This is a genomic window from Streptomyces sp. NPDC039423 (assembly GCF_055598725.1).
Map to the genome: position 1 here is coordinate 1,010,306 of NZ_JBVKAH010000001.1, position 22,620 is coordinate 1,032,925.

Genomic DNA, 22,620 nt, shown 5'->3' on the forward strand with positions numbered 1-22,620 from the left:
GGAGGGGGGAAACGTTCACCATCTCGCCCCCTACGTGTCCAAGGCGTCAACGTCCGGGGAATTCCCGCCACTTGGCGTTGACGTGCACACATCTACACGCGTCATCATCGGCGTATGCGAATCCCCCCACGCCTCACCCTGCTCGGCGGCGCCGCGGCGCTGCTGTCCTCCCTCGTCGCCGGACCGGCCACGGCCGCTCCCGCACCGGCCACCGCCCTCGCCTCCGCGCCCGTCGCCACGGCCGTCGGCGACATCTGCTACTCCGCGCTGCCCTCCCAGGCGCACGACACCCTTCGCCTCATCGAGGGCGGCGGCCCCTACCCGTACCCCCAGGACGGCACCGTCTTCCAGAACCGCGAACGCGTCCTGCCCAGCCGGACCAGCGGCTACTACCACGAGTACACCGTCGTCACCCCCGGCTCCGACACGCGGGGCGCGCGCCGCATCGTCACCGGCGACGCCGGGCGGGAGGACTACTACACCGCCGACCACTACGAGTCCTTCGACCTCGTCGACCACGGCTGCTGACCGGGCCGTTCCCATGACGACCGTGTACGTGATCGAGGGCCGCCGGATCACCGGACCGGCCGGCTTCTGGCGGGCCGTCGGCGAAGCGGTCAACGGCCCCGGCGGCTACTTCGGCCGCAACCTCGACGCGTTCGCGGACTGTCTGAGCGGCGGCTTCGGCACCCCCGAGGACGGCGACTTCGTCTTCGAGTGGCGCGACCACGAGGCCGCCCGCCGCACGCTCGGGCGGGCCCTCTTCGCCGAGCTGGTGGAGATCATGGAGGAGAGGGCCCCGGGGGCGCTCCGGCTCCGCTGAGACCGGGCACGGCGGGAGCCGCGCGGTCGTCAGGTGTCGCACTCCAGCACGGTCCGGCACAGCCCGCAGCGCGCCCGCACCCTTCCCCGCACGGGGATCCGGATGCGCTGCTGACAGGTGGGGCAAGGGAACGACACCCGCAGCCCGGTGCCCCGCCCGTCGCCGTCGCCGCTGCCGCTGCCGCCCCCGTCGAAGGCGTACGAGACGCCGGTGACCGCCCCCGGGTGGTCCTGGGCGTGACGCCGGTCCCTGGCGTAGCGGCGGCGGCCCGCGCGGCCCGCCGCCGTCAGCGGGGGCCGGCGCCCGTCGTCCAGCGCCACCGCGCGGCCGCCGGTGTACGCGACGTACGCCTGCGGGCTGGTGAACCACGGCGACGGGTCCTCCCCGAAGGCCAGGGCCCGCTTGGCCAGCACGTACCCGAACTCCTCCGGGGTGAGGTAGCCCAGCTTCTGGCTCGACACCCCGTCCTCGCGGTACGCGTCCAGCAGCAGCCAGCCGGCGCCCAGGTACGTGGTGGCGGTGTCGGTCAGGATCTCGTTGTCCCGCGTGCCGGGGAAACTCAGGCCGAGCCGGTGCAGCAGCACATGGGTGATCTCATGGGCGAGGGCCGCGCCGATGTCCCGGCGGTGTGTGCGGAACCGGTCGTTGAGCTCGATGAAGTACTCGGGTCCCGACGCCAGTTCGACGCTCGCCGCGTGCGTCATCTCCCGGAAGCTGACGATCACCCGGGCGTCCGGCAGCCGCAGTTGCTGCACCAGCGCGTGGGCCACCCGCTGGGCGCCCAGGTGGAGGTCGTCGTCGTCGGCGAAGCACACGTCGGCGGGGGCGACGCTGCCGGCGTACGCGTACAGCCCCTCCTGGGTGAGCCGCCGGTACAGGGCGGTGATCGCCGCCCGCACGGTGTCGAGGTGCGGGTAGCCGTGCACGACCTCGCTGCCGTTCGCCACGTCCCTACCCCCATGTGCGACGTCGACCCTCCTCCACTGTAAGCGCCCGTCCGGGCCGGGCGCCCGCCCCGGACGGGTGGTCCGGCGACCGTCGGCGGGGCCGGCCGCGGGCCGCCGGGAGGGCGGGTGATGGCCGAAAACGCGGCCTTGTGGTCCCTCCGGCGGGCTCCGGATAATCCGGATCACGCCTTGACGGGCCCATGTCATAGAGCTGCCCGGGACATGGTCCCCGTCGTGCGCGCACGTTCTCAACCCCCCACGAAAGGCAGACAGTTGAACATCCTTCGCACCCTCAAGAGATGCGCCGCCGCCGGCGCCGTCGTCCTCGCCGCCGTCAGCCTCCAGCCCTCCTCCGCCTCCGCCGCCCCCCAGCCGGTCGTCGGCGGGACACAGGCCGCGCAGGGCGAATTCCCGTGGATGGTCAGGCTCTCCATGGGCTGCGGCGGCTCCCTGCTCACCCCGCAGATCGTGCTGACCGCCGCCCACTGCGTCAGCGGCTCCGGCAACAACACCGGCATCACCGCCACCGCCGGTGTCGTCGACCTCCAGAGCTCCAGCGCCATCAAGGTCCGCTCCACCAAGGTCCTCCAGGCGCCCGGCTACAACGGCAAGGGCAAGGACTGGGCCCTCATCAAGCTCGCCCAGCCGATCAACCAGCCCACCCTCAACATCGCCACCACCACCACGTACAACACCGGCACCTTCACCGTCGCCGGCTGGGGCGCCACCCGCGAGGGCGGCGCCCAGCAGCGCTACCTGCGCAAGGCCACCGTGCCGTTCGTCTCGGACGCCACCTGCAAGCAGTCGTACGGCACCGACCTCGTCCCCAGCGAGGAGATATGCGCCGGATACCCGCAGGGCGGCGTCGACACCTGCCAGGGCGACTCCGGCGGCCCCATGTTCCGGCGTGACAACGCCGGAGCCTGGATCCAGGTCGGCATCGTGAGCTGGGGCCAGGGCTGCGCCCGCCCCGACTACCCCGGCGTGTACACCGAGGTGTCCACCTTCGCCTCCGCCATCAAGTCCGCGGCGGCGACACTCTAGGACCGGCCCCGGGGGGCGGGCCCGGCGGGGCCCGCCCCCTCCCGCGCGCGCAGGCCCGCCCGGAGCCGCCCGCGCCCGTGTGCCCACCGGCACCCCGTCCGCTACACCAGCCGTACGGACGTCCCGGCGCCCTCCAGCTCCAGCACCCACACCTCGTTCGCCCCCTCCCGCACCACGGGACCCGGCACGAACAGCGACTCCTGCGGCCCCACCGCCCAGTAACGCCCCAGGCAGAACCCGTTCAGCCACACGAACCCCCGCGTCCAGCCGGGCAGTTCCAGCGCCGCGTCCCCCGCGCCGGCCACCTCCACCACCCCCCGGTACAGTCCCGGCGCGCCCGGCCCCGCACCGCCCCCCGCCACCGGCGTGAACGGCACCTTCGCCACCCCGCCCGCCGTGAAGGCGTCCACCCGCAGCCCCCGCGCCCACACCCCGTGCAGGTACTGGCGCTCGTGCAGCACCCCGCCCGTGACGCCCTTGGCCTCCCCGAGCCGCGGCCCGTAACCGACCCGCCCCAGCGACTCCACCCACAGGTCCACCACCGCCGGCCCCGCCACCGGCTCCGGCAGCACCGCGTCCTCCGCCGCCAGGACCCCCGCCCGCACCCCGTCCACGTACACCACCGCCCGGTCCCGCAGCCCCGACACCGACAACGGGTACGGCCGCCTCGGCCCCGGCACCTCCACCCGGTAGCGGACCACGCCCCGGTCCACCCCCAGCTCCTCGAAGGACGGCGGCACCGGCCCGTACCGCTCCTCGTCGCCCAGCACCTCCAGCACCGTCTCCGGCGGCGCCCACTCGCCCAGCACCGCCCCCACCGGCCCCGCCAGCCGCACCGGCGGTGCCGGAACCGGCGGCAGCGGGCCCTCCGCGTACCGCTCCAGCACCGCCCGGAACGCCCAGAACTTCGCCGTCGGCAACCCCGCCTCGTCGACCGGCGCCCCGTAGTCGTACGACGTCACCGTCGCCCGCAGCGCCCCGTCGTGCAGGGGCCCGGCCCGGTTCGCCCCCGCCCACCCGCCGAAGCTGGTGCCCCCGTGCGCCATGTAGACATTGACCGACGCCCCGCTCTCCAGCACCTCCGCCAGCGCCGCGGCCGCCTCCTCCGCCTCCCGCCCGGCGCCCTCCGCACCCCAGTGGTCGAACCAGCCGCACCAGAACTCCATGCACATCAACGGCCCGCGCGGCCGGTGCCGGCGCAGCACCCCGAACGCCTCCCGCGCCCCCGAACCGAAGTTCACCGCGGCCGTCACGCCCGGCAGGGACCCGCCCGTCAGCATGTGGTCCTCCGGCCCGTCCGACGTGCACAACGGCACGGCCACCCCGCACGCCTCCAGCAGGTCCGCCAGACGGCGCAGATGGCCCCGGTCCGAGCCGTAACTCCCGTACTCGTTCTCCACCTGCACCATGACCACCGGACCGCCCCGGTCCACCTGGCGCGCCACCACCTGCGGCAGCAGGGTGCGGAACCAGCGGCCGACGTGCCGCAGGTACTCGGCGTCCCCCGTCCGCACCCGCCGCCCCACCCGCCCGGTCAGCCAGTGCGGCAGCCCCCCGTTGTCCCACTCGGCGCACACGTACGGGCCCGGCCGCACGATCACCCACAACCCCGCCTCCCGCGCCGCGTCCAGGAACCGCCCCGGCGCGCCCACGTCCCGGTACCGGCCCGGCTCCGGCTCGTGCAGATTCCAGGGGACGTACGTCTCCACGCAGTTCAGGCCCATCGCCCGCAGCATCGCCAGCCGGTGGCCCCACTGCTCCTCGTGCACCCGGAAGTAGTGCATCGCCCCCGACAGCAGCCGCACCGGCCTGCCGTCCAGCAGGAAGTCCCGCTCACCCACCGTGAACACCGCCATGTTCCCCCGCCTCCCGGTCGGCCACCGCGCCCCACTGTCGCCCCCTGGCGGCCGGCCGGTCCATGGACAAAGATCAGCACTGGTTGGACGCGACGACCTCCGGGAGGACGCGGGATGTACCACACCTGGATGCGCTTCTTCACCCCCGGCCCGCTCCACCGGCGGCTCGGACTCGTCTGCCTCGGCGTCGGCCTCCAGCACGGCACCCTGCCCACCGTCGGCCCCCGCACCCTCGACCACCACGTCGCCGTCGTCATCGGCGCGGGCGCCGGCTGGTACCGGCACCCCGACGGCCGGCGCACCACCGTCACCGCACCGGCCCTGCTCTGGCTCACCCCCGGCGTACCCCACCACTACGCCCCCGACCCCGCCACCGGCTGGGACGAGGGCTTCGTCGACTTCACCGGACCGGTCACCTCCACCTACACCGAACTCGGCTACATAGAACCCGGCCGCCCGGTCGTCCCCCTCACCGACGCAGGCCCCGCCCGCTCCGTCATCCGCCGGGTCGCCCGCGCCGCCCGGCGCGGCAACCCGCTCCTGGAGGTCGAGACCTCCGCCGCCGTCCACGAACTGCTCGTCACCCTGCGCCGGGCCCGCGCCGACACCAACGCCGACGGCGACCCCGTCCTGGAGGCCCTCGCCCGCGACGCCTTCCAGCCCCTGTCGGTCGCCGAACACGCCGCCCGGCACGGCATGACCCCCGCCGAACTGCGCACCGCGGTGCGCCGGAGCGCCGGGTGCAGCCCCAAGAACTTCCTGCTCGGCATCCGGCTCGGACGGGCCAAGGAGCTCCTCACCGGCACCGAGCTGCCCGTCGCCGCCGTCGCGCGCCGCGTCGGCTACGACGACCCCGCGTACTTCTCCCGCCTCTTCACCCGCCGTGTCGGCACCGCCCCCGTCCGCTTCCGGGAGCAGCAGGGGCGCACCGTACCGGGCGGCTGGAGCACCCGGATCCCGGATGCCGAACACCCTCCGACGATCATCACCGGACACGTCTAAGCTCGCTGCCCATGAGCACCAACGAGACCGACGACTCCGTACGCGCCGAGCTGAACCGGCTGCGCGAAAGCATCGACAACATCGACGCGGCGGTCGTCCACATGCTGGCCGAGCGCTTCAAGTGCACCCAGCAGGTCGGCCACCTCAAGGCCCGCCACCACCTGCCCCCGGCCGACCCCGCCCGCGAGGCCCGCCAGATCGCCCGGCTGCGGCAGCTCGCGGAGAGCGCCAACCTCGACCCGGCGTTCGCCGAGAAGCTGCTGAACTTCATCATCGCCGAGGTCATCCGCCACCACGAGACGATCGCGGGCGGCTCACGGACCGCCTGAGAAGGCCCTCCGCTCAGCCCTGAGATGAACACCCGTGCCCCGCCCCCACCCCATCGGGCAGCATGGCCCCATGCCCGTACTGACGCGCGACGAAGCGCAGACCCGAGCCCAGCTCCTCGACGTCCACCGGTACACGGTCGACCTCGACCTGACCACCGGTGCGGGGACCCCCGCGGCGGAGCGCGGGGAAGAGACCTTCGACTCCACCACCGTCATCCACTTCACCGCCCGCACCGCCGGGACCACCTTCGTCGAGCTCAAGCCGGCCACCCTCCGCTCCGTCACCCTCGACGGCGACCCCCTCGACCCCGAGAGCCTCACCGACAACCGGCTCCCCCTCACCCTCACCGAGGGCGAGCACACCCTCCGCGTCGACGCCGCCATGCGCTACTCCCGCACCGGCGAGGGCATGCACCGCTTCACCGACCCCAGCGACGGCGAGACGTACGTCTACACCCAGATGTTCATGGAGGACGTCCAGCGCGTCTTCGCCGCCTTCGACCAGCCCGACCTCAAGGCCGTCTTCGAGGTCGCCGTCACCGCCCCCCACGGCTGGACCGTCCTCGCCAACGGCATCACCACCCACCAGGGCGACGGCCGCTGGCAGGCCGCCCCCACCCCGCCGATCTCCACCTACCTCGTCGCCGTCGCCGCCGGCCCCTGGCACTCCGTCCGCACCCGGCACGCCGGACTGCCCTTCGGCATCCACTGCCGCCGCTCCCTCGCCCCCCACCTCGACGCCGACGCCGACGAGATCCTCGAGGTCACCCGGCAGTGCTTCGACCGGTACCACGAGAAGTTCGACGAGCCGTACCCCTTCGACTCGTACGACCAGGCCTTCGTCCCCGAGTTCAACTCCGGCGCCATGGAGAACCCCGGCCTCGTCACCTTCCGCGACGAGTTCGTCTACCGCTCCGCCGTCACCGTCACCGAACGCCAGACCCGCGCCATGGTCATCGCCCACGAGATGGCCCACATGTGGTTCGGCGACCTCGTCACCCTCAAGTGGTGGGACGACATCTGGCTGAACGAGTCCTTCGCCGAGTACATGGGCTACCAGATCATCAACGAGGCCACCAGCCGCTACCCCGACACCTGGATCGACTTCGGGATCGCCCGCAAGGCCTGGGGGTACGACGCCGACCAGCGCCCCTCCACCCACCCCGTCGCCCCGGACCCCGACGCCGTCCCCGACACCGCCTCCGCGATGCTCAACTTCGACGGCATCTCCTACGCCAAGGGCGCCTCCGCGCTGCGCCAGCTCGTCGCCTGGATGGGGGAGAAGGAGTTCCTCGCCGGCATCAACGCCCACTTCGCCCGGCACCGGTTCGGCAACGCCACCCTCGCCGACTTCATCGACAACCTCGCCTCCGCGACCGAGCGCGACGTCCGCGGATGGGCCGGGCAGTGGCTGCGCACCACCGGCGTCGACACCCTCACCCCGCGGTACGACCAGGGCGCCGGCACCCTCACGGTCACCCGCACCGGCAGCCGCCCCCACCGCGTCGCCGCCGGCGTCTACGACCGGGACTTCGCCGACGGCAGGCGCCTCGTCCTCCGCGACCGCCTGGAACTCGACGTCCCCCAGGACACCCCGGCGAACCTCCCCGGCCCCCGCCCGGCACTGATCGTCCTCAACCACGGCGACCACACCTACGCCAAGATCCGCCTCGACGAGCACTCCCGGGAATGCGCCCTGCGCGCCCTCTCCGGCATCCCCGACCCCCTCACCCGGGCCGTCGTGTGGAACTCCCTGCGCGACATGGTCCGCGACGGCGAGCTCGAACCCCTCGCCTACCTGGAGACCGCCCGCGCCCACCTGCCGGAGGAGAAGGACCTCGCGATCGTCCAGGGCGTCATCGGCTTCGCCGCCGCCCACATCGCCGACCGGTACCTCCCCGCCGACGCCCGCCCCGGCGCGCTCGCCCTGCTCACCGACCTCACCCGCGACCTCATCCGCCGCACCGAGGACGGCAAGGACCCGGGCCTGCGCCTCACCGCCGTACGCCACTACATCGACGCCACCGACCGGCACGGCACCCTCCACGGCTGGCTCGACGAGGGCGGCGTCCCCGGCGGCCCCGAACTCGACCCCGAGCTGCGCTGGCGCATCCTGGGCCGGCTCGCCGTCCTCGGCGCCACCGACGAGGCCGCCATCGCCGCCGAACTCGACCGCGACGCCAGCGCCACCGGCGAGGAGGGCGCCGCGCGCTGCCGTGCCGCCCTGCCCACCCCCGAGGCGAAGGCGGCCGCCTGGGAGCGGATGTTCACCTCCGACACCCTGTCCAACTACCTGTTCACCGCGACCGCCCAGGGCTTCTGGCAGCCGGAGCAGGCCGACCTGGTGCGTGAGTACGTGCCCCGCTTCTACCCGGACGCCACCGCGCTCGCCGACCGCCGGGGCCCCGCGATCGCCGACGCGGCCGGCCGGTACGCCTTCCCCGCCCACGCCGTCGACGCCGCGCACCTCCGCCTCGCCGAACAGCACCTGGCGTCCGACGCCCTCCTCCCGGCGCTCCGCCGCAAGCTCGTCGACCAGATCGACGACCTCCGCCGCGCCCTCGCGGTGCGCAAGGCCTGACCCGGCCCCCCGCCCGGGCCACCCGGCCCGGGGGGGCCACCCCGCCCGCCCCGGAACCGCCCCGCGCCGCCCCGGAACCTCCCCGGCCCGCCCCGGAACCTCCCCGGCCCGCCCCGGAACCTCCCCGGCCCGCCCCGGAACCGCCCCGGCCCGCCCCCGGCGCCCACTCCGGGCGGCCACCCGCGGGCACCGGAGGCCCCGGAAACACCCGGCCGTGGCTCATAGCACGTCCCGCCTGTCCACAACCCCCGTGTCCCCCTTTCGGGTTGAGATCGCCCCGCAGCGCAACCACGTCCCACCGGGCCGCGTCACGCTGGCAGCATGAGCAGCAGTCCGTGGAGCACCCCGTCGAGCACCCCGTGCGGCACGCCACCCCTCGCCGGAGGCCCCGGTGGCGCCGACGCGCTCCGGCCACTCCTGCGCACCGTGCTCGACGCCCTCCGGGACGGCGCCGCCACCCGTGACGGGCCGCTCCCCGCCGGCGGACCGGAGGCCGTCACCGCCCACCTCCGCACCCTGCTCGGAGACGTTCTGCCCGCCACCGGCACCGGCGCCGAGGAAGCCCTCCGCACCCTGGTCACCGCCCTCGCCCACGGCGCCGCGGACCCCGCCCACCCGCTCTGCGCCGCCCACCTCCACACCCCGCCCCTCGCCCTGGCGGCCGCCGCCGACCTCGCCGCCTCCGCGCTCAACCCCTCCCTCGACTCCTGGGACCAGGCCCCCGCCGCCGCCACGCTCGAACGACTCGTCACCCGCACCCTCGCCGCCCAGACCCACCCCGCCGGACCCGCCCCCGACGCCCTCGTCACCACCGGCGGCACCGAGTCCAACCACCTCGCGCTCCTCCTCGCCCGCGAACACCACGGCCCCACCCTGCAAACGGTCTGCGGCGCCAACGCCCACCACTCCGTCCACCGCGCCGCCTGGCTCCTCGGCCTCCCCGAACCCGTCACCGTCCCGGCCCCCGGCGGCACCATCGACCTCACCGCCCTCGGCGCCGTCCTCACCGGCCTCCGCGGCCCCCTCCTCGTCACCGCCACCGCCGGTACCACCGACACCGGGGCCATCGACCCCCTCCCCGAGATCGCCGACCTCTGCGACACCCACGGCGCCACCCTCCACATCGACGCCGCCTACGGCGGGCCCCTGCTGTTCAGCACGAGCCACCGCCACCTCCTCACCGGCCTCGACCGCGCCCGCACCGTCACCCTCGACCTGCACAAACTGGGCTGGCAACCGGTCGCCGCCGGCCTCCTCGCCGTACCCGACACCGCACACCTCGCCCCCCTCGGCCACACCGCCCCCTACCTCAACGCCGAAGACGACACCGACGCCGGCCTCCCCGACCTCCTCGGCCGCTCCCCGCGCACCAGCCGCCGCCCCGACATCCTCAAGATCGCCGTCACCCTCCGCGCCCTCGGCCGCACCGGCCTCGGCCGGCTCGTCGACCGCGTCCACACCGCCGCCCAGCACCTCGCCGACATCGTCGACAAGAGCCCCCACCTCGACCTCTACGAACGCCCCACCCTCACCACCGTGCTCTTCCGCCCCACCGGAGCGACCGACCACGCCGTCGCCACCACCCGCCGCGACCTCCTCACCCACGGCCACGCCGTCCTCGGCCGCGCCCACGCCGACGGCCGCCTCTGGCTCAAAGCCACCCTCCTCAACCCCCACACCACCCCCGAAGACCTCGACACACTCCTCGCACTCGTGGAAGGCAGCACCACCCGATGACCGGCAGCACACCCCAGCACGACCACGACCAGCCCCACGACCTGGTGGGCATCGGCATCGGCCCGTTCAACCTCTCCCTCGCCGCCCTCGCCCACGGCGTACCCGGCGGCCTCGCCACCGCCTTCTACGAACAGCGCCCCGCCTTCCACTGGCACCCCGGCCAGCTCATCGAAGGCACCACCCTCCAAGTCCCCTTCCTCGCCGACCTCGTCACCCTCGCCGACCCCACCAGCCCCTGGACCTTCCTCAACTACCTCCGCACCCGCGACCGCCTCTACCCGTTCTACTTCGCCGAGCGGTTCCACACCCACCGCACCGAGTACGACGCCTACTGCCGCTGGGTCAGCGACAACCTCCCCGGCCTCCACTTCGCCCACCAGGTCGACGCCGTCCGCTGGAACGCCGAACGCGACGTCTACGAGATCGACCACACCCGGCTCGGCCCCGACGGCGAAGCCCTCGCCCTCGGCCGCACCCACGCCCGCCACATCGCCCTCGGCGTCGGCACCGAACCGTACGTCCCCGACCCGCTGCGCCCCCTCGCCGAACAGGCCTCCGTCCCCGTCATCCACTCCGCCGACTACCTCCACCACCGCGAACGACTGCTCGCCGCCGAGCACATCACCGTCATCGGCTCCGGCCAGTCCGGCGCCGAGATCTTCCTCGACCTCCTCCGCACCCGCCCCACCGGAGCCGAGAAGATCCACTGGCTCACCCGCACCGAGGCCTTCGCCCCCATGGAGTACTCCAAACTCGGCCTCGAACACTTCACCCCGGACTACACCCGCTACTTCCACGCCCTCCCCGAACAGGTACGCGGCGACCTCGTCCCCCGCCAATGGCAACTCCACAAGGCCATCGACGCCGAGACCATCGCCGCCATCCACGACGAGCTCTACCGCCGCAGCCTCCACTGCGACTGGCCCGACGCCGTCCTCACCCCCGGCGTCCGCGTCCGCACCGCCGGCCGCCTCGCCACCACCAAGGTGGAACTCCACCTCGAACACCTCCAGCAGGGCACCCGCTCCCGACTCACCACCGACGCCGTCGTCCTCGCCACCGGCTACCGCGAACGCCCCCTCAGCCGCATCCTCGCCGCCCTCGACCCCTACCTGCGCCGCGACTCCCAGGACCGCCCCCGCGTCGACGCCCACCACCGGCTCGTCCTCGACCCCTCCGTCACCGGGTCCCTCTACGTCCAGAACGCCGAGACCCACACGCACGGCGTCGGCGCCCCCGACCTCGGCCTCGCCGCCTGGCGCAGCGCCACCATCCTCAACCACCTCACCGGCAAGGAGCCCTACCCCCTCCCGCGCCGCACCGCCTTCACCACCTTCGGCCTCGAACGCCAGGAGGCGCCCGGCATTCCCCGCCAGACGCCTCCGCTCAACAGCCGCCAGACCCCCCAGGGCCTGCGCTCCTAGGTCGTGTCCGCAAAGTCTCGCCTGGCCCACGGTGTCCTGCACGCGCGCTCGCGGCGTTGTCGTCGGTCGCCATGACTCCGCCATGACCCCCCCTCCGCCTTGCGATCGCACGCACCGGACACCGCGGCCCCCGCCCCCCGGGCGGACGCCGATACTTTCCGGACACTCCCTAGAACACCGGCACACCGTCCCGGGTCAGCTTCCAGTCCACCGACGCGAACCGGCCCGGGTCGACCGTCCCCTGCGCCTTCACCCACTGGATGATGGTGTTCCGGATCTCCTCCGAGTTCGCCCACACCTGCTTCGCCCCCGCGACATGCGGGAACGCCCCACCACCCGAAGCCCGGTAGTTGTTCACCGCCAGCACGAACCGCGCCGCGGGATCCAGCGGCTTCCCCTCGAACGACAGGTTCACGATCCGCGACCCCGCCGGCTTCGCCACATCGATCTCGTACGACAGCCCGTACACCGCGTCATAGTTGTAATCCGGCGTCCCGCCCGCGTTCGTCAGCTTCGCCGTGTCCACCGGAGCGCCCGCCGGTGTCTGCACGTAGTACCGCGCCGAGAACTCCAGGTAGTCCTTGAGCTGCGCCCCCGTCAGCAGCCGCGCCTCCAGCGTGTTCTCGAACGGGTACAACCCCGCCGCGTCCTTGATCGTCACCTCCCCGGCCGGGATCCGCGCCGTACGGGAGAAGCACGACGCCTGCGACAGCACCGGCAGCGACGCGTACTCGCCACCCGCCAGCGCCCCCCGCACCGTCTCCGCCTGCACATGGTTGATCAGATCGATGATCGGCTCGTCCTTCCACGGCGCGTCCGCCGTGGACATCGCCGCCGTCGACGTACCGATCACCTGGTTGACGTACGCCACCACCTTCTCGTGCTCGTCGCCCAGCAGCTTGACGATCTCCGGGTCCTCCTCGACCGTGTTCGAGTTCAGCACCTGCGCGCCGACCCGCTCCACCGTCCAGCGCCCCTTCGACCACACCAGGTCGAAGTCGAACAGCGTCAGCCGCTGCCCCCACTTCAGCGGCTCGGACAGCACGACGTCCTTGCCGGTCTCCTTGTTGGTCACCCGGTACTCGGGGATCTCCGTGTGCGCGTGACCCACCAGGATCGCGTCGATCCCCGGCACCTGCTCCGCCACCAGCGCCGCCGCGTTCTCGACGTACGGGAGCTGGTCCCCGTACGACGACGTCCCGCTCGACCCCGAATGCGCCGACACGACCACCACGTCCGCGCCCATCGACCGGAGCTTCGGCACCCACTTCGCCGCCTGCTCCTCCAGCCCCGGGAACACCATCTTCCCGCTCACATTGGCCTTGTCCCAGATCGCGATCCCCGGGTTCGTCAGCCCCAGCACCGCCACCCGCACATCCCGCCCGCACGGCGTGCGCAGCCGGTGCATGCTGTACGCCGGGAACGCCGGCCGCAACGTCTTCGCGTCCAGCGCGTTCGCACCCAGCAGCGGGAAGTCGCACTGCTCCTGGAACTTCCGCAGCACCGGTATGCCGTAGTTGAACTCGTGGTTCCCGAGCGCCGCCGCGTCGTACCCGATCGCGTTCATCGCCTGCGCCATCGGGTGCACCGGGCCGCGCCGGGCCGTGATCGGGTCGACCTTGGCGTAGTAGTACGAGAGCTGCGTGCCCTGGATCGTGTCACCCGCGTCGATCAGCAGCGTGTTCCGGCGTCCCTTCTCCTTCCGGACCCGCTCCACCAGCGTCGAGATCTTCGCCAGGCCGACGTCGTTGTGCGCCTTGTCGTCGAACTCCTTGTCCGTGAAGTAGTCCCAGTTGAAGACGTTGCCGTGCAGGTCCGTCGTCCCCATGACCGTGAAGGAGTACCGCTTCGCCCGGGGCGCCGCCGCCGCCGGTGCCGCCCCCACCGCCCCGGTGATCGCCGCACCGGCACCCGCCACGGCCGAAGTGCCCAGGAAAGTCCTACGATTCAGCGGCATGTGATCTCCTTCGTTCTGTGCATGACGCGCGCATGACGCGCGTAGATTCTGGCGCAGACCCGCCCCCCGCAACACCCCCCACAGGTTTCGATCCGATGACCGGCTACGGAAGAGTGGAACCCCCGAGCGAAGGAGCCGACCGGCGATGACCCCGACCACCGACCAGCCCGCCGACCTCCCCTACGGCACCCCCCGAACCCCCCGTGTCGCCGTCCGCGGCGAAGCCCACCTCGAAGTCGACCCCGAGATCGCCCGCATCGGCATCACCGTCACCGCCCGGGGCACCGACCGCCGCACCGCCCTCGACGACCTCACCCGCCGCAACACCACCGTCCTGGACCTCATCAAGACCTACGGCGACACCGTCGAGAACCTCCAGACCGGAACGTTCTCCATCACCCCCCAACTCACCCGCCACGGCCGCACCGAACGCGTCCGCGCCTACCACGGCACCGTCCACATCACCGCCGAACTCACCGACTTCACCGCCCTCGGCGAACTCACCACCCGCCTCGCCGACCTCGAACTCACCCAGGTCGACGGCCCCTGGTGGGCCCTGCGCCCCGACTCACCCGCCCACACCCTGGCCCGCCGCCAAGCCGTCCGCGAAGCCGTCCAGCGCGCCCGCGAATACGCCGACGCCCTCGGCACCCACCTCGCCGCCCTCGTCGAACTCGCCGACATCGGCACCGACGACACCACCCCCTTCTTCCCGCCCGCCCCCCGCGGAGCCGTCCGCTCCTTCGCCGGCACCGCCGCCCCCGAACAGGACGCCCCGCCCCTCGACCTCGAACCCCAGCGCCAGACCGTCACGGCACGGGTCGACGCCCGCTTCACCATGCACCCGCCCCAGCTCTGACACCCCCGGCGCCGCTCATCGGAGCAGCGCCCCGCACACATTCAACACTTGTCAAGAGGGCTTCATCGAAAGGTCGTTGAGTAGTCACGCAGGACCAAATCCCTACCGACCGGTAAGCCGTAGGGTCGACCCATGCGCCGAGCCAAAATCGTCTGCACCCTGGGCCCAGCCACCGACACATACGACCAGATCAAGACCCTGGTCGAAGCCGGAATGGACGTCGCCCGCTTCAACCTCAGCCACGGCGGCTACGCCGACCACGAGGAGCGCTACCAGCACGTACGCAAAGCCTCCGACGAAACCGGCCGCAGCGTCGGCATCCTCGCCGACCTTCAAGGCCCGAAGATCCGCCTCGGACGCTTCCGCGAAGGCCCCGTACTCCTTGAACGCGGCGACCACTTCACCATCACCGTCGAACCCGGCGTCCAGGGCGACCGCCACACCTGCGGCACCACCTACGCAGGCCTCGCCGCCGACGTCACCCCCGGCGAACGCATCCTCGTCGACGACGGCCGCGTCACCCTCGAAGTCACCTCGGTCGACGGCCCCCGCGTCCACACCACCGTCGTCGAGGGCGGCATGGTCTCCGACAACAAGGGCCTCAACCTCCCCGGCGTCGCCGTCTCCGTCCCCGCCCTCTCCGACAAGGACGTCGAAGACCTCCGCTGGGCACTGCGCACCGGCGCCGACATCATCGCCCTCTCCTTCGTACGCAGCGGACGCGACATCGAGGACGTCCACCGCGTCATGGACGAGGAAGGCCGCCGCGTACCCGTCATCGCCAAGATCGAGAAGCCGCAGGCCGTCGACAACATCGACGACATCGTCGCCGCCTTCGACGGCATCATGGTCGCCCGCGGCGACCTCGGCGTCGAAATGCCCCTCGAACAGGTCCCCATCGTCCAGAAGCGGGCCATCAAACTCGCCAAGCGCAACGCCAAGCCGGTCATCGTCGCCACCCAGATGCTCGACTCGATGATCGACAACTCCCGCCCCACCCGCGCCGAGGCCAGCGACGTCGCCAACGCCGTCATCGACGGCACCGACGCCGTCATGCTCTCCGGCGAGACCAGCGTCGGCCGCTACCCCGTGGAGACCGTGCGCACCATGAGCCGCATCGTCGAAGCGGCCGAGGAGGACGTCCTCGCCAAGGGCCTGCCACCCCTCACCGAACGCAACAAGCCCCGCACCCAGGGCGGCGCCGTCGCCCGCGCCGCCGCCGAAATGGGCGACTTCCTCGGCGCCAAGTACCTCGTCGCCTTCACCCAGTCCGGCGACACCGTCCGCCGCCTCTCCCGCTACCGCTCCCCGATCCCGCTCCTGGCCTTCACCCCCGACCCGGCCACCCGCTCCCAGCTCAACCTCACCTGGGGCGTCGAGACCTTCCTCGGGCCGCATGTCGAGTCCACGGACGCCATGGTCGCCCAGGTGGACGAACACCTCCTGGAGATCGGCCGCTGCCGCAAGGGCGACGTCGTGATCATCACCGCCGGCTCCCCGCCGGGCGTCTCCGGCTCCACCAACCTCGTGCGCGTCCACCACATCGGCGAACCCCTGGCGTGACCGCGTAACCCCCTCAGTACTTCGGCCCGACGTGCGCGTCCATCAACCCCACGGACGCGCGTCGGGCGACCGAGACGTTGTACGGGTCCCCGCCCCGCGCGCAGAGCGTCCACCGGACCCCGAGCATGTCCAGGGTGTCGGTGTACAGCCGCCGGATGTCGTCCGACACGTTGGTGAAGAAGTACCGCGGATACTCGTACCGCTTCCGCTCCCCGCCCACGAGGCGGGTGGTCCAGTTGGCGATCCGGCACCCGTCGGAATGGATGAGCCCCCGGACGAACTCCCAGGGGTGCTCGTCGACGATCTCCTGCTGCCACTCTTCGAGGACGATGCGGCGCTCGTGCTTCTTGCCGGGGCCGTGCTGGGGGAAGAGGCACGGCCAGTGCTTGCTGGTGCACGCGACGGAGACGCAGCCCTGCTGCTGCACGCGGAAGACGCTGTTGTCCGGGCGTACGGCGCGCATCGCCTGCTCGCAGGCCTCGATGAGCCCCGGCCAGGCGTCGGCGCATGCGATACGGAGGCAGTGGACGCCTCTGCGGTGCTCGCTGATGCAACCGTCACCGAGGTACAGACCGAGCAGATAGGCGTAGGCCGCCGGGTCTTCCGGCGCGCCGGGAACACTCCGGCACCGGGGACACGGCCCGCCGTTCTTCACGAGGGGTTCCATTCGCGTCAGCCAGGACCGGATGGCCGCCCGGGATATGCCGGTCTGCCTGCTGACGGAGTTGAGGCTGCGCCCTTGGGCGACGAGCGCCAAGGCGCGTTCGCGTGACTGGATGTCGTACACACGGGCGAGAGTGCCTCGGCGTCGACTTTGCCGCAGGGGAACGAGGTCGCGTACCACGATCAAGTGAACTCGCGCGTACAGGCCGTGACCTTGGAATCCCAGGAAAAGTGCCCCGGGTCGGACTCGAACCGACACTGTGTGGGTTTTGAATCCACTGCCTGCTGCCAATTGGGCTACCGGGGCTCGCAGAATCCAAGGTTTCCGTGGACCCGCTGCGCGTCCACCATACCGCAGCTAGGTAGGCTCATGGGGAGCTGTACCTGCCTTGGAACGAGGAGCCAAAGTGACCGCCCCCGAGTCGCCCCAGCCCGACGCCACCGACGACGACACGTCGCACGTCCCGCCGATGACGACCCGTGTCGTCATCGCCGAGGACGAGGCCCTCATCCGCCTCGACCTCAAAGAGATGCTCGAGGAAGAGGGCTACTCGGTGGTCGGCGAGGCCGGTGACGGTGAGCGTGCCGTCGAGCTGGCCCGGGAGCACCGGCCCGACCTGGTGATCCTGGACGTGAAGATGCCCGTCCTGGACGGGATCTCGGCCGCCGAGAGGATCGCGGGCGAGTCCATCGCGCCCGTGCTGATGCTGACCGCGTTCTCGCAGCGGGACCTGGTCGAGCGGGCGCGGGACGCCGGGGCCATGGCGTATCTGGTGAAGCCGTTCAGCAAGAGCGACGTGGTGCCGGCCATCGAGATGGCGGTGTCGCGGTTCGCGGAGCTGAAGGCGCTGGAGAAGGAGGTCGCGGACCTCTCGCAGCGGCTGGAGACGCGGAAGCTGGTGGACCGGGCGAAGAGCATCCTCCAGACGCAGTACGGGCTGTCGGAGCCGGCGGCGTTCCGGTGGATCCAGAAGACGTCGATGGACCGGCGGATGTCGATGCAGCAGGTGGCGGAGGCGGTCATCGAGGACGCCGAGGAGAAGAAGGCCGCGAAGGGGCAGTAGCGCATAGACGCGTATGCACGAGGAGGGCCCACCCGTCACCGGGTGGGCCCTCTTCGTGTGCGTCCGTCGGTCCGGTCAGTCCTCGCCGAGGTAGGCCTTGCGGACGGACTCGTCGTGCAGGAGGTCCCGTCCGGAGCCGGAGAGGACGATCTTGCCGATCTCCATCACGTGGGCCTGGTCGGCGAGCGAGAGCGCGGCCTGGGCGTTCTGCTCGACGAGCAGGATGGTGGTGCCCTGGGCCTTGAGCTCGGCGATGGTGGCCATGATCTTCTGCATCATGATCGGGGAGAGGCCCATGGAGGGCTCGTCGAGCATGAGCAGCTTGGGCTGGGACATCAGGGCGCGTCCCATGGCGAGCATCTGCTGCTCACCGCCCGAGAGGGTGCCGGCGGCCTGCTTGCGGCGTTCCCCGAGGATGGGGAAGAGGTCGTAGGCGCGCTGGATGTCCTTCTCGATGCCCGTCCGGTCGCTGCGGAGGAAGGCGCCGAGGCGGAGGTTGTCCTCGATCGTCATGCGGGGGAAGATGTGCCGCCCCTCGGGGGAGTGGGCCAGCCCGAAGGAGACGATCTTGTGGGCGGGGTACTTCCGCAGCGGCTTGCCGTCGAACTTGACCTGGCCACCGACTGGCTTGAGCAGCCCGGAGAGGGTGCGCAGGGTGGTGGTCTTGCCGGCGCCGTTGGTGCCGATGAGGGTGACGACTTCGCCTGCGTCGACGGTGAAGGAGATGCCCTTGACGGCTTCGATCTTGCCGTAGGCGACGCGCAGGTCCTCGACTTCGAGCAGGGCGGTCATGAGTCGTTCTCCTTGCCGGAACCCGAGGCGCCCGAGGCTTCGGCGGCGGTGGTCGGGGCGGTGGTGCGGTCGGTGTCGCCGTCGCCGTCGGTGTCGCCGGGGGTGGCGGTGGCGTCCGGGGCGTCGGCGTCCGGGGCGGTGTCCGAGGCGTCGGTCTCGGTGTCGGCCTCGTCGGCGTCCGTCTCGGCGTCGGCCTCGGCCTCTGCGGCGTCGGCGTCGGCGTCCGAAGCGGCTTCCGGCTCGGCTTCCGGTTCGGCTGCCGGTTCGGCGTCCTCGTCGGCGTCCGTCCCGTCGTCGGCGGCCTGCTCGGCGGCGGCGACCTCGGCCGCCTCCGCTTCGCCGGGTTCGCCCTCGAAGGGCTCGCCGAGGTAGGCGGCGATGACGCGCTCGTCGCGCTGGACGGTGGGGCCGTCGCCCTCGATGAGCTTCTCGCCCTGGACGAGCACGGCGACGCGGTCGCAGAGGTTCATGATGAACCGCATGTCGTGCTCGATGACGAGGACGGCGATGCCCATGTCCCGGATGGCGAAGACCAGTTCCTCGGTGGCGCGGGTCTCCTGCGGGTTCATGCCGGCGGTGGGCTCGTCGAGGAGCAGCAGGCCGGGCTCGCTGGCGAGTGCGCGGGCGATTTCGAGCTTGCGCTGCTCGCCGTAGGGGAGGTTGCGTGCGAGGTGGTCGGCCTTGGCGCCGAGGCCGACGAACTCGAGGAGTTCGGTGGCGCGGGCGCGGGAGGCGGCTTCGGCCTTGTGGAAGCCGGGGCCGCGGAGGAGGGCGGACCAGAGGCCTTCCTTGGTGCGGGTGTGACGGCCGACGAGGACGTTCTCCAGCACGGTCATGTTGCTGAAGAGCCGGATGTTCTGGAACGTCCGGGCGATGCCGGCCGCGGTCACCTTGAAGGACTTCGGGGGCAGGACCTGGCCCTTGTACCGGACTTCTCCCTCGGTGGGGATGTAGAGGCCGGTGAGGCAGTTGAAGAAGGTGGTCTTGCCGGCACCGTTGGGGCCGATGAGGCCGACGATCTCACCGCTCTTGACGGTGAGGTCGACCGAGCGGACGGCGGTGAGGCCGCCGAAGCGCATGGTGACACCGCGGGCGTCGAGGACGGTCTCGCCGGCTGCCGGGGCCTTGGCCGTGGTGGCCGTCGTGGTGGTGGTCATGTTCAGGCACCTGCCTTGGTGAGGGTGGCGGGCGCTTCCTCGTTCTCGTGGAATTCGAGCTGACGGCGGCGGTTGGGGATCATTCCCTCGGGGCGGAAGCGCATCAGCAGGACGAGCGCGACGCCGAAGGCGAAGAGCTGGTAGTCGCCGAGGAACTGCAGCTTGTTGGGGATGAGGAAGAGCAGCGCGCCGCCGACGAGCGGTCCGCTGATGGTGCCCATGCCGCCGAGGACGACGGCGGCCAGCAGGAAGGCCGAGTTGGGCGGGACCACGTGGGCGAACTGGTACTGCTCGGGGGTGACGGTGTAGGTGACGTGGGCCTGGACGGCGCCGGCGAGGCCGGCCAGGGTGGCGCCGAGGGCGAAGGCGACGAGCTTGACGCGGAAGCCGTTGATGCCCATGGCGAGCGCGGCGGTCTCGTCCTCGCGGATGGCGATCCAGGCGCGGCCGATGCGCGATTCGGAGCTGCGGCGGAAGACCACGACCACGATCAGCGTGACCAGCAGCATGAGGAAGAAGTAGTTCGCGAACCGGCCGATGGTGAAGCCGCCGATGCTGTGCACGGCACCGAAGTCGAAGCCGAACATGTTGAGGTTCGGGATCGAGGAGATGCCGTTGGAGCCGTTGGTGACGTCGGGGCCGGAGGTGCCGTCGAGGTTGAGGACGGTGATGCGGAAGATCTCACCGAAGCCGAGGGTGACGATGGCGAGGTAGTCGCCGCGCAGCCGGAGCGTCGGGGCGCCGATGAGGACGCCGAAGATCATGGAGACCGTCGCGCCGACGAGGATGGCCGCCCAGAAGGGGAGGTGCACGTCGTAGGGCGAGGAGGGGGAGCCGGAGACCATGGCCGCGGCGTAGGCGCCGACGCCGAGGAAGGCGACGTAACCGAGGTCGAGGAGGCCGGCGAGGCCGACGACGATGTTCAGGCCGAGGGCGACGGTGGCGAAGATGAGGATGTTGACGCCGATGGTGGCGTACTGGTCGTCGCTCTGGGTGAAGGGGAAGGCCGCGGCGGCGACGAAGGCGCCGATCATGGCCACGTTGCGGTGCCGTGCGGTGAGCGCGGAGACGCGGGCGATCAGGCCGGCCTTGTTGAGGGCGGCGAAGCCGAAGGCGGCGGTGATCAGGAAGCCGAGGAAGAGTTCGTCGTACTCGGTGCCGATGCCGTAGGTGAAGACGGTGAGGCCGAGGGCGAGTACGGCGGTGATGATCAGGATCTCGACGTAGCCGGGGAGCTTGCGGGCCGGGGTGACCGGCCCGGTGGCGAGGGCGGCCTTGATGGTGGCCCACTGGTTGCCGGCGCGGTGCTTGAACTGGTCCCAGCCGGTGTCCTCCGGGTCGGCGGGCAGTAGCTGCGGCCGGTCGAAGGGGAGGGCCAGGGCGCCGACGAGGGCGGCGAGCGTGGCGAGGGCCGCGACGAAGCCGCCGGGTTCGAGGTTGATCAGGCCGCCGAGCTGGACGCTGATGGCGATGACCGTGTACCAGGCGGTGGCGAAGGCGGCCAGGGCGGCCAGCTTGATGGCCGAGTCGGCGCCGGCGGGGACGAGCCAGCGGGTGCCCTTGATCCCGTAGGAGGCGAGTCCGAAGAGGGCGGTCAGGGCGCCGCCGATGAGGACGAGCCACTGGAGGCCGCCGGGGTAGCCGTAGACCGTGAGGTCTCCGGGGAAGGCGGGGGTCCAGGTCCAGGCCAGGAACGCGGAGACGACGGTGAGCGCGCCGCCTGCGGTGGCGGTGGCCCGCGCGATGTGCGGGGGCAGGGCGATGAGCCCGGTGCGCTCGGCGGTCGTGGTGGTGTGCGGGGTGTCCGCGGTGGTGGTCTGTGTGGTCATGGTGGTGTCACGCCCTGTCCGCGACGCGCTCGCCCAGGAGGCCCTGGGGCCGGAAGAGGAGCACGAGGATGAGGAGTACGAACGCCCAGACGTCGGCCCAGGACTGGCCGCCGAGCTGCTGCATGCCGGGGATGTCGGCGATGAAGGCGGTGGCGAGGGTCTCGGCGAGGCCGAGGGCGAGGCCACCGATCATGGCGCCGTAGATGTTGCCGATGCCGCCGAGGACGGCCGCGGTGAACGCCTTGAGGCCGAGGATGAAGCCCATGCGGAAGTTGACCTCGCCGTACTTGAGGCCGTAGGCGACGGCTCCGATGGCGGCGAAGGCGGCTCCGAGGGCGAACGCGACCACGATGATGCGGTCGGTGTTGATGCCCATGAGCTTGGCGGTGTCGGGGTCCTGGGCGGTGGCCTGCATGCCGCGTCCGGTCCGGGTCTTCATGACGAAGTAGCCGAGGACCGCCATGGAGAGGGGGGCGGCCGTCAGGAGGAAGACGTCACCGGTCTGGATGGTGATGCTGCCGAGGTGGAAGGGGCCGCCGGGTATCTCCGGGAAGGTGAGGGAGGAGGTGGCTCCGGGGTACCAGGCCCACACGGCCTGCTGGAGGGCCAGCGAGATGCCGATGGCGGTGATGAGGGGGGCCAGGCGTGGCCCCCCGCGGAGGGGCCGGTAGGCGAATCGTTCGGTTCCGACCGCGATGGTGACGGCGACGATGATCGCGCCGATGATCATGAGTGGCAGGGCGAGCCACATGGTGGTGCCGCCGGGGAGTATCAGCCAGACCGTGAGTGCGCCGAAGCCACCGGTCATGAAGATCTCGCCGTGGGCGAAGTTGATGAGCTGGACGATGCCGTAGACCATCGTGTAGCCAATGGCGACCAGCCCGTACATCGATCCGAGTAGCAGGCCGTTGACCAGCTGTTGCGGCAGTTCGTTCACCGCAGGTCCTCCGAAGTCTTTCGCCGGATGTGACACCGCGCGGGGCGCTTTGTGCA

General features: G+C 71.8%; 19 protein-coding genes and 1 tRNA gene. 11 read left to right on the top strand and 9 right to left on the bottom strand.

What is annotated here, in order from left to right:
* Window positions 1–114: 114 nt before the first annotated feature.
* A complete protein-coding gene (locus tag ACZ7LK_RS04520; RefSeq protein ID WP_471138331.1) occupies window positions 115–528 on the top strand; it encodes a ribonuclease domain-containing protein in 414 nt (137 codons plus the stop codon).
* Between the two features lie 13 nt (window positions 529–541).
* The gene (locus ACZ7LK_RS04525) at window positions 542–823 is read left to right on the top strand and encodes a barstar family protein (RefSeq protein ID WP_469465274.1); all 282 of its coding nucleotides are present in this window, start codon (window positions 542–544) and stop codon (window positions 821–823) included.
* Window positions 824–852: 29 nt separating this feature from the next.
* Here the strand turns inward: ACZ7LK_RS04525 and ACZ7LK_RS04530 are convergent, their stop codons facing one another.
* The gene (locus ACZ7LK_RS04530; RefSeq protein WP_469465275.1) at window positions 853–1,770 is read right to left on the bottom strand and encodes a hypothetical protein; all 918 of its coding nucleotides are present in this window, start codon (window positions 1,768–1,770) and stop codon (window positions 853–855) included.
* Window positions 1,771–1,992: 222 nt separating this feature from the next.
* On the opposite strand from ACZ7LK_RS04530, the gene ACZ7LK_RS04535 reads away from it, so the two are divergent.
* On the top strand, window positions 1,993–2,814 hold the full coding sequence (locus ACZ7LK_RS04535) for a S1 family peptidase (protein ID WP_469465276.1): 822 nt from the start codon (window positions 1,993–1,995) through the stop codon (window positions 2,812–2,814).
* A gap of 101 nt (window positions 2,815–2,915) precedes the next feature.
* Here ACZ7LK_RS04535 and ACZ7LK_RS04540 read toward each other — a convergent pair whose 3' ends face one another.
* Window positions 2,916–4,670 (bottom strand): glycoside hydrolase family 35 protein, encoded by a 1,755-nt coding sequence (locus ACZ7LK_RS04540; RefSeq protein ID WP_392276238.1) that lies wholly within the window; start codon window positions 4,668–4,670, stop codon window positions 2,916–2,918.
* 114 nt (window positions 4,671–4,784) lie between these two features.
* Here ACZ7LK_RS04540 and ACZ7LK_RS04545 point away from each other — a divergent pair, with 114 nt between their 5' ends.
* From ACZ7LK_RS04545 to ACZ7LK_RS04565, 5 genes are all read left to right on the top strand, one after another.
* A complete protein-coding gene (locus tag ACZ7LK_RS04545) occupies window positions 4,785–5,672 on the top strand; it encodes a helix-turn-helix domain-containing protein (RefSeq protein ID WP_471138334.1) in 888 nt (295 codons plus the stop codon).
* Window positions 5,673–5,683: 11 nt separating this feature from the next.
* On the top strand, window positions 5,684–6,001 hold the full coding sequence (locus ACZ7LK_RS04550; RefSeq protein WP_471138336.1) for a chorismate mutase: 318 nt from the start codon (window positions 5,684–5,686) through the stop codon (window positions 5,999–6,001).
* A 70-nt stretch (window positions 6,002–6,071) separates the two neighbouring features.
* The gene (gene pepN / locus ACZ7LK_RS04555; protein WP_471138338.1) at window positions 6,072–8,582 is read left to right on the top strand and encodes an aminopeptidase N; all 2,511 of its coding nucleotides are present in this window, start codon (window positions 6,072–6,074) and stop codon (window positions 8,580–8,582) included.
* A gap of 321 nt (window positions 8,583–8,903) precedes the next feature.
* Window positions 8,904–10,319 (top strand): pyridoxal phosphate-dependent decarboxylase family protein, encoded by a 1,416-nt coding sequence (locus ACZ7LK_RS04560; RefSeq protein WP_471138340.1) that lies wholly within the window; start codon window positions 8,904–8,906, stop codon window positions 10,317–10,319.
* Window positions 10,316–11,743, top strand: a complete 1,428-nt coding sequence (locus ACZ7LK_RS04565) for a lysine N(6)-hydroxylase/L-ornithine N(5)-oxygenase family protein (protein WP_392276243.1) — start codon at window positions 10,316–10,318, stop codon at window positions 11,741–11,743. The genes ACZ7LK_RS04560 and ACZ7LK_RS04565 overlap by 4 nt, the downstream gene beginning before the upstream one ends.
* A gap of 169 nt (window positions 11,744–11,912) precedes the next feature.
* On the opposite strand, the gene ACZ7LK_RS04570 is transcribed toward ACZ7LK_RS04565, so the two are convergent.
* A complete protein-coding gene (locus ACZ7LK_RS04570; RefSeq protein WP_392276244.1) occupies window positions 11,913–13,700 on the bottom strand; it encodes a bifunctional metallophosphatase/5'-nucleotidase in 1,788 nt (595 codons plus the stop codon).
* A gap of 145 nt (window positions 13,701–13,845) precedes the next feature.
* Here ACZ7LK_RS04570 and ACZ7LK_RS04575 point away from each other — a divergent pair, with 145 nt between their 5' ends.
* Both ACZ7LK_RS04575 and pyk read left to right on the top strand, forming a co-directional pair.
* The gene (locus tag ACZ7LK_RS04575; protein WP_471138342.1) at window positions 13,846–14,559 is read left to right on the top strand and encodes an SIMPL domain-containing protein; all 714 of its coding nucleotides are present in this window, start codon (window positions 13,846–13,848) and stop codon (window positions 14,557–14,559) included.
* Window positions 14,560–14,691: 132 nt separating this feature from the next.
* Window positions 14,692–16,122 (top strand): pyruvate kinase, encoded by a 1,431-nt coding sequence (pyk, locus tag ACZ7LK_RS04580; protein ID WP_392276246.1) that lies wholly within the window; start codon window positions 14,692–14,694, stop codon window positions 16,120–16,122.
* A 13-nt stretch (window positions 16,123–16,135) separates the two neighbouring features.
* On the opposite strand, the gene ACZ7LK_RS04585 is transcribed toward pyk, so the two are convergent.
* Window positions 16,136–16,909: a helix-turn-helix domain-containing protein gene (locus tag ACZ7LK_RS04585; protein ID WP_469464756.1), complete on the bottom strand. Its 774-nt coding sequence runs from the start codon at window positions 16,907–16,909 to the stop codon at window positions 16,136–16,138.
* Window positions 16,910–17,017: 108 nt separating this feature from the next.
* Window positions 17,018–17,092 (bottom strand) — tRNA-Leu (locus ACZ7LK_RS04590).
* 100 nt (window positions 17,093–17,192) lie between these two features.
* On the opposite strand from ACZ7LK_RS04590, the gene ACZ7LK_RS04595 reads away from it, so the two are divergent.
* Window positions 17,193–17,849, top strand: a complete 657-nt coding sequence (locus ACZ7LK_RS04595) for an ANTAR domain-containing response regulator (protein ID WP_392276248.1) — start codon at window positions 17,193–17,195, stop codon at window positions 17,847–17,849.
* 75 nt (window positions 17,850–17,924) lie between these two features.
* Here ACZ7LK_RS04595 and ACZ7LK_RS04600 read toward each other — a convergent pair whose 3' ends face one another.
* From ACZ7LK_RS04600 to ACZ7LK_RS04615, 4 genes are read right to left on the bottom strand one after another with little or no spacing between them, the layout of a single operon-like run.
* The gene (locus tag ACZ7LK_RS04600) at window positions 17,925–18,641 is read right to left on the bottom strand and encodes an ABC transporter ATP-binding protein (RefSeq protein WP_064073040.1); all 717 of its coding nucleotides are present in this window, start codon (window positions 18,639–18,641) and stop codon (window positions 17,925–17,927) included.
* A complete protein-coding gene (locus ACZ7LK_RS04605; RefSeq protein WP_471138346.1) occupies window positions 18,638–19,798 on the bottom strand; it encodes an ABC transporter ATP-binding protein in 1,161 nt (386 codons plus the stop codon). Before ACZ7LK_RS04605 ends, ACZ7LK_RS04600 begins: the two co-directional genes overlap by 4 nt.
* A 2-nt stretch (window positions 19,799–19,800) precedes the next feature.
* Window positions 19,801–21,627: a branched-chain amino acid ABC transporter permease gene (locus tag ACZ7LK_RS04610; protein ID WP_469464754.1), complete on the bottom strand. Its 1,827-nt coding sequence runs from the start codon at window positions 21,625–21,627 to the stop codon at window positions 19,801–19,803.
* 7 nt (window positions 21,628–21,634) lie between these two features.
* The gene (locus tag ACZ7LK_RS04615) at window positions 21,635–22,564 is read right to left on the bottom strand and encodes a branched-chain amino acid ABC transporter permease (protein WP_336318498.1); all 930 of its coding nucleotides are present in this window, start codon (window positions 22,562–22,564) and stop codon (window positions 21,635–21,637) included.
* Between the last annotated feature and the right edge of the window lie 56 nt (window positions 22,565–22,620).

Bases quoted from the DNA above. Each gene is read 5' to 3' on its own strand.
- pyk (WP_392276246.1), top strand. From the start codon at position 14,692: ATGCGCCGAGCCAAAATCGTCTGCACCCTGGGCCCAGCCACCGACACA.
- ACZ7LK_RS04560 (WP_471138340.1), top strand. From the start codon at position 8,904: ATGAGCAGCAGTCCGTGGAGCACCCCGTCGAGCACCCCGTGCGGCACG.
- ACZ7LK_RS04610 (WP_469464754.1), bottom strand. From the start codon at position 21,627: ATGACCACACAGACCACCACCGCGGACACCCCGCACACCACCACGACC.
- ACZ7LK_RS04540 (WP_392276238.1), bottom strand. From the start codon at position 4,670: ATGGCGGTGTTCACGGTGGGTGAGCGGGACTTCCTGCTGGACGGCAGG.
- ACZ7LK_RS04565 (WP_392276243.1), top strand. From the start codon at position 10,316: ATGACCGGCAGCACACCCCAGCACGACCACGACCAGCCCCACGACCTG.
- ACZ7LK_RS04550 (WP_471138336.1), top strand. From the start codon at position 5,684: ATGAGCACCAACGAGACCGACGACTCCGTACGCGCCGAGCTGAACCGG.
- ACZ7LK_RS04545 (WP_471138334.1), top strand. From the start codon at position 4,785: ATGTACCACACCTGGATGCGCTTCTTCACCCCCGGCCCGCTCCACCGG.
- ACZ7LK_RS04535 (WP_469465276.1), top strand. From the start codon at position 1,993: ATGGTCCCCGTCGTGCGCGCACGTTCTCAACCCCCCACGAAAGGCAGA.
- ACZ7LK_RS04570 (WP_392276244.1), bottom strand. From the start codon at position 13,700: ATGCCGCTGAATCGTAGGACTTTCCTGGGCACTTCGGCCGTGGCGGGT.
- pepN (WP_471138338.1), top strand. From the start codon at position 6,072: ATGCCCGTACTGACGCGCGACGAAGCGCAGACCCGAGCCCAGCTCCTC.
- ACZ7LK_RS04605 (WP_471138346.1), bottom strand. From the start codon at position 19,798: ATGACCACCACCACGACGGCCACCACGGCCAAGGCCCCGGCAGCCGGC.
- ACZ7LK_RS04600 (WP_064073040.1), bottom strand. From the start codon at position 18,641: ATGACCGCCCTGCTCGAAGTCGAGGACCTGCGCGTCGCCTACGGCAAG.
- ACZ7LK_RS04525 (WP_469465274.1), top strand. From the start codon at position 542: ATGACGACCGTGTACGTGATCGAGGGCCGCCGGATCACCGGACCGGCC.
- ACZ7LK_RS04520 (WP_471138331.1), top strand. From the start codon at position 115: ATGCGAATCCCCCCACGCCTCACCCTGCTCGGCGGCGCCGCGGCGCTG.
- ACZ7LK_RS04575 (WP_471138342.1), top strand. From the start codon at position 13,846: ATGACCCCGACCACCGACCAGCCCGCCGACCTCCCCTACGGCACCCCC.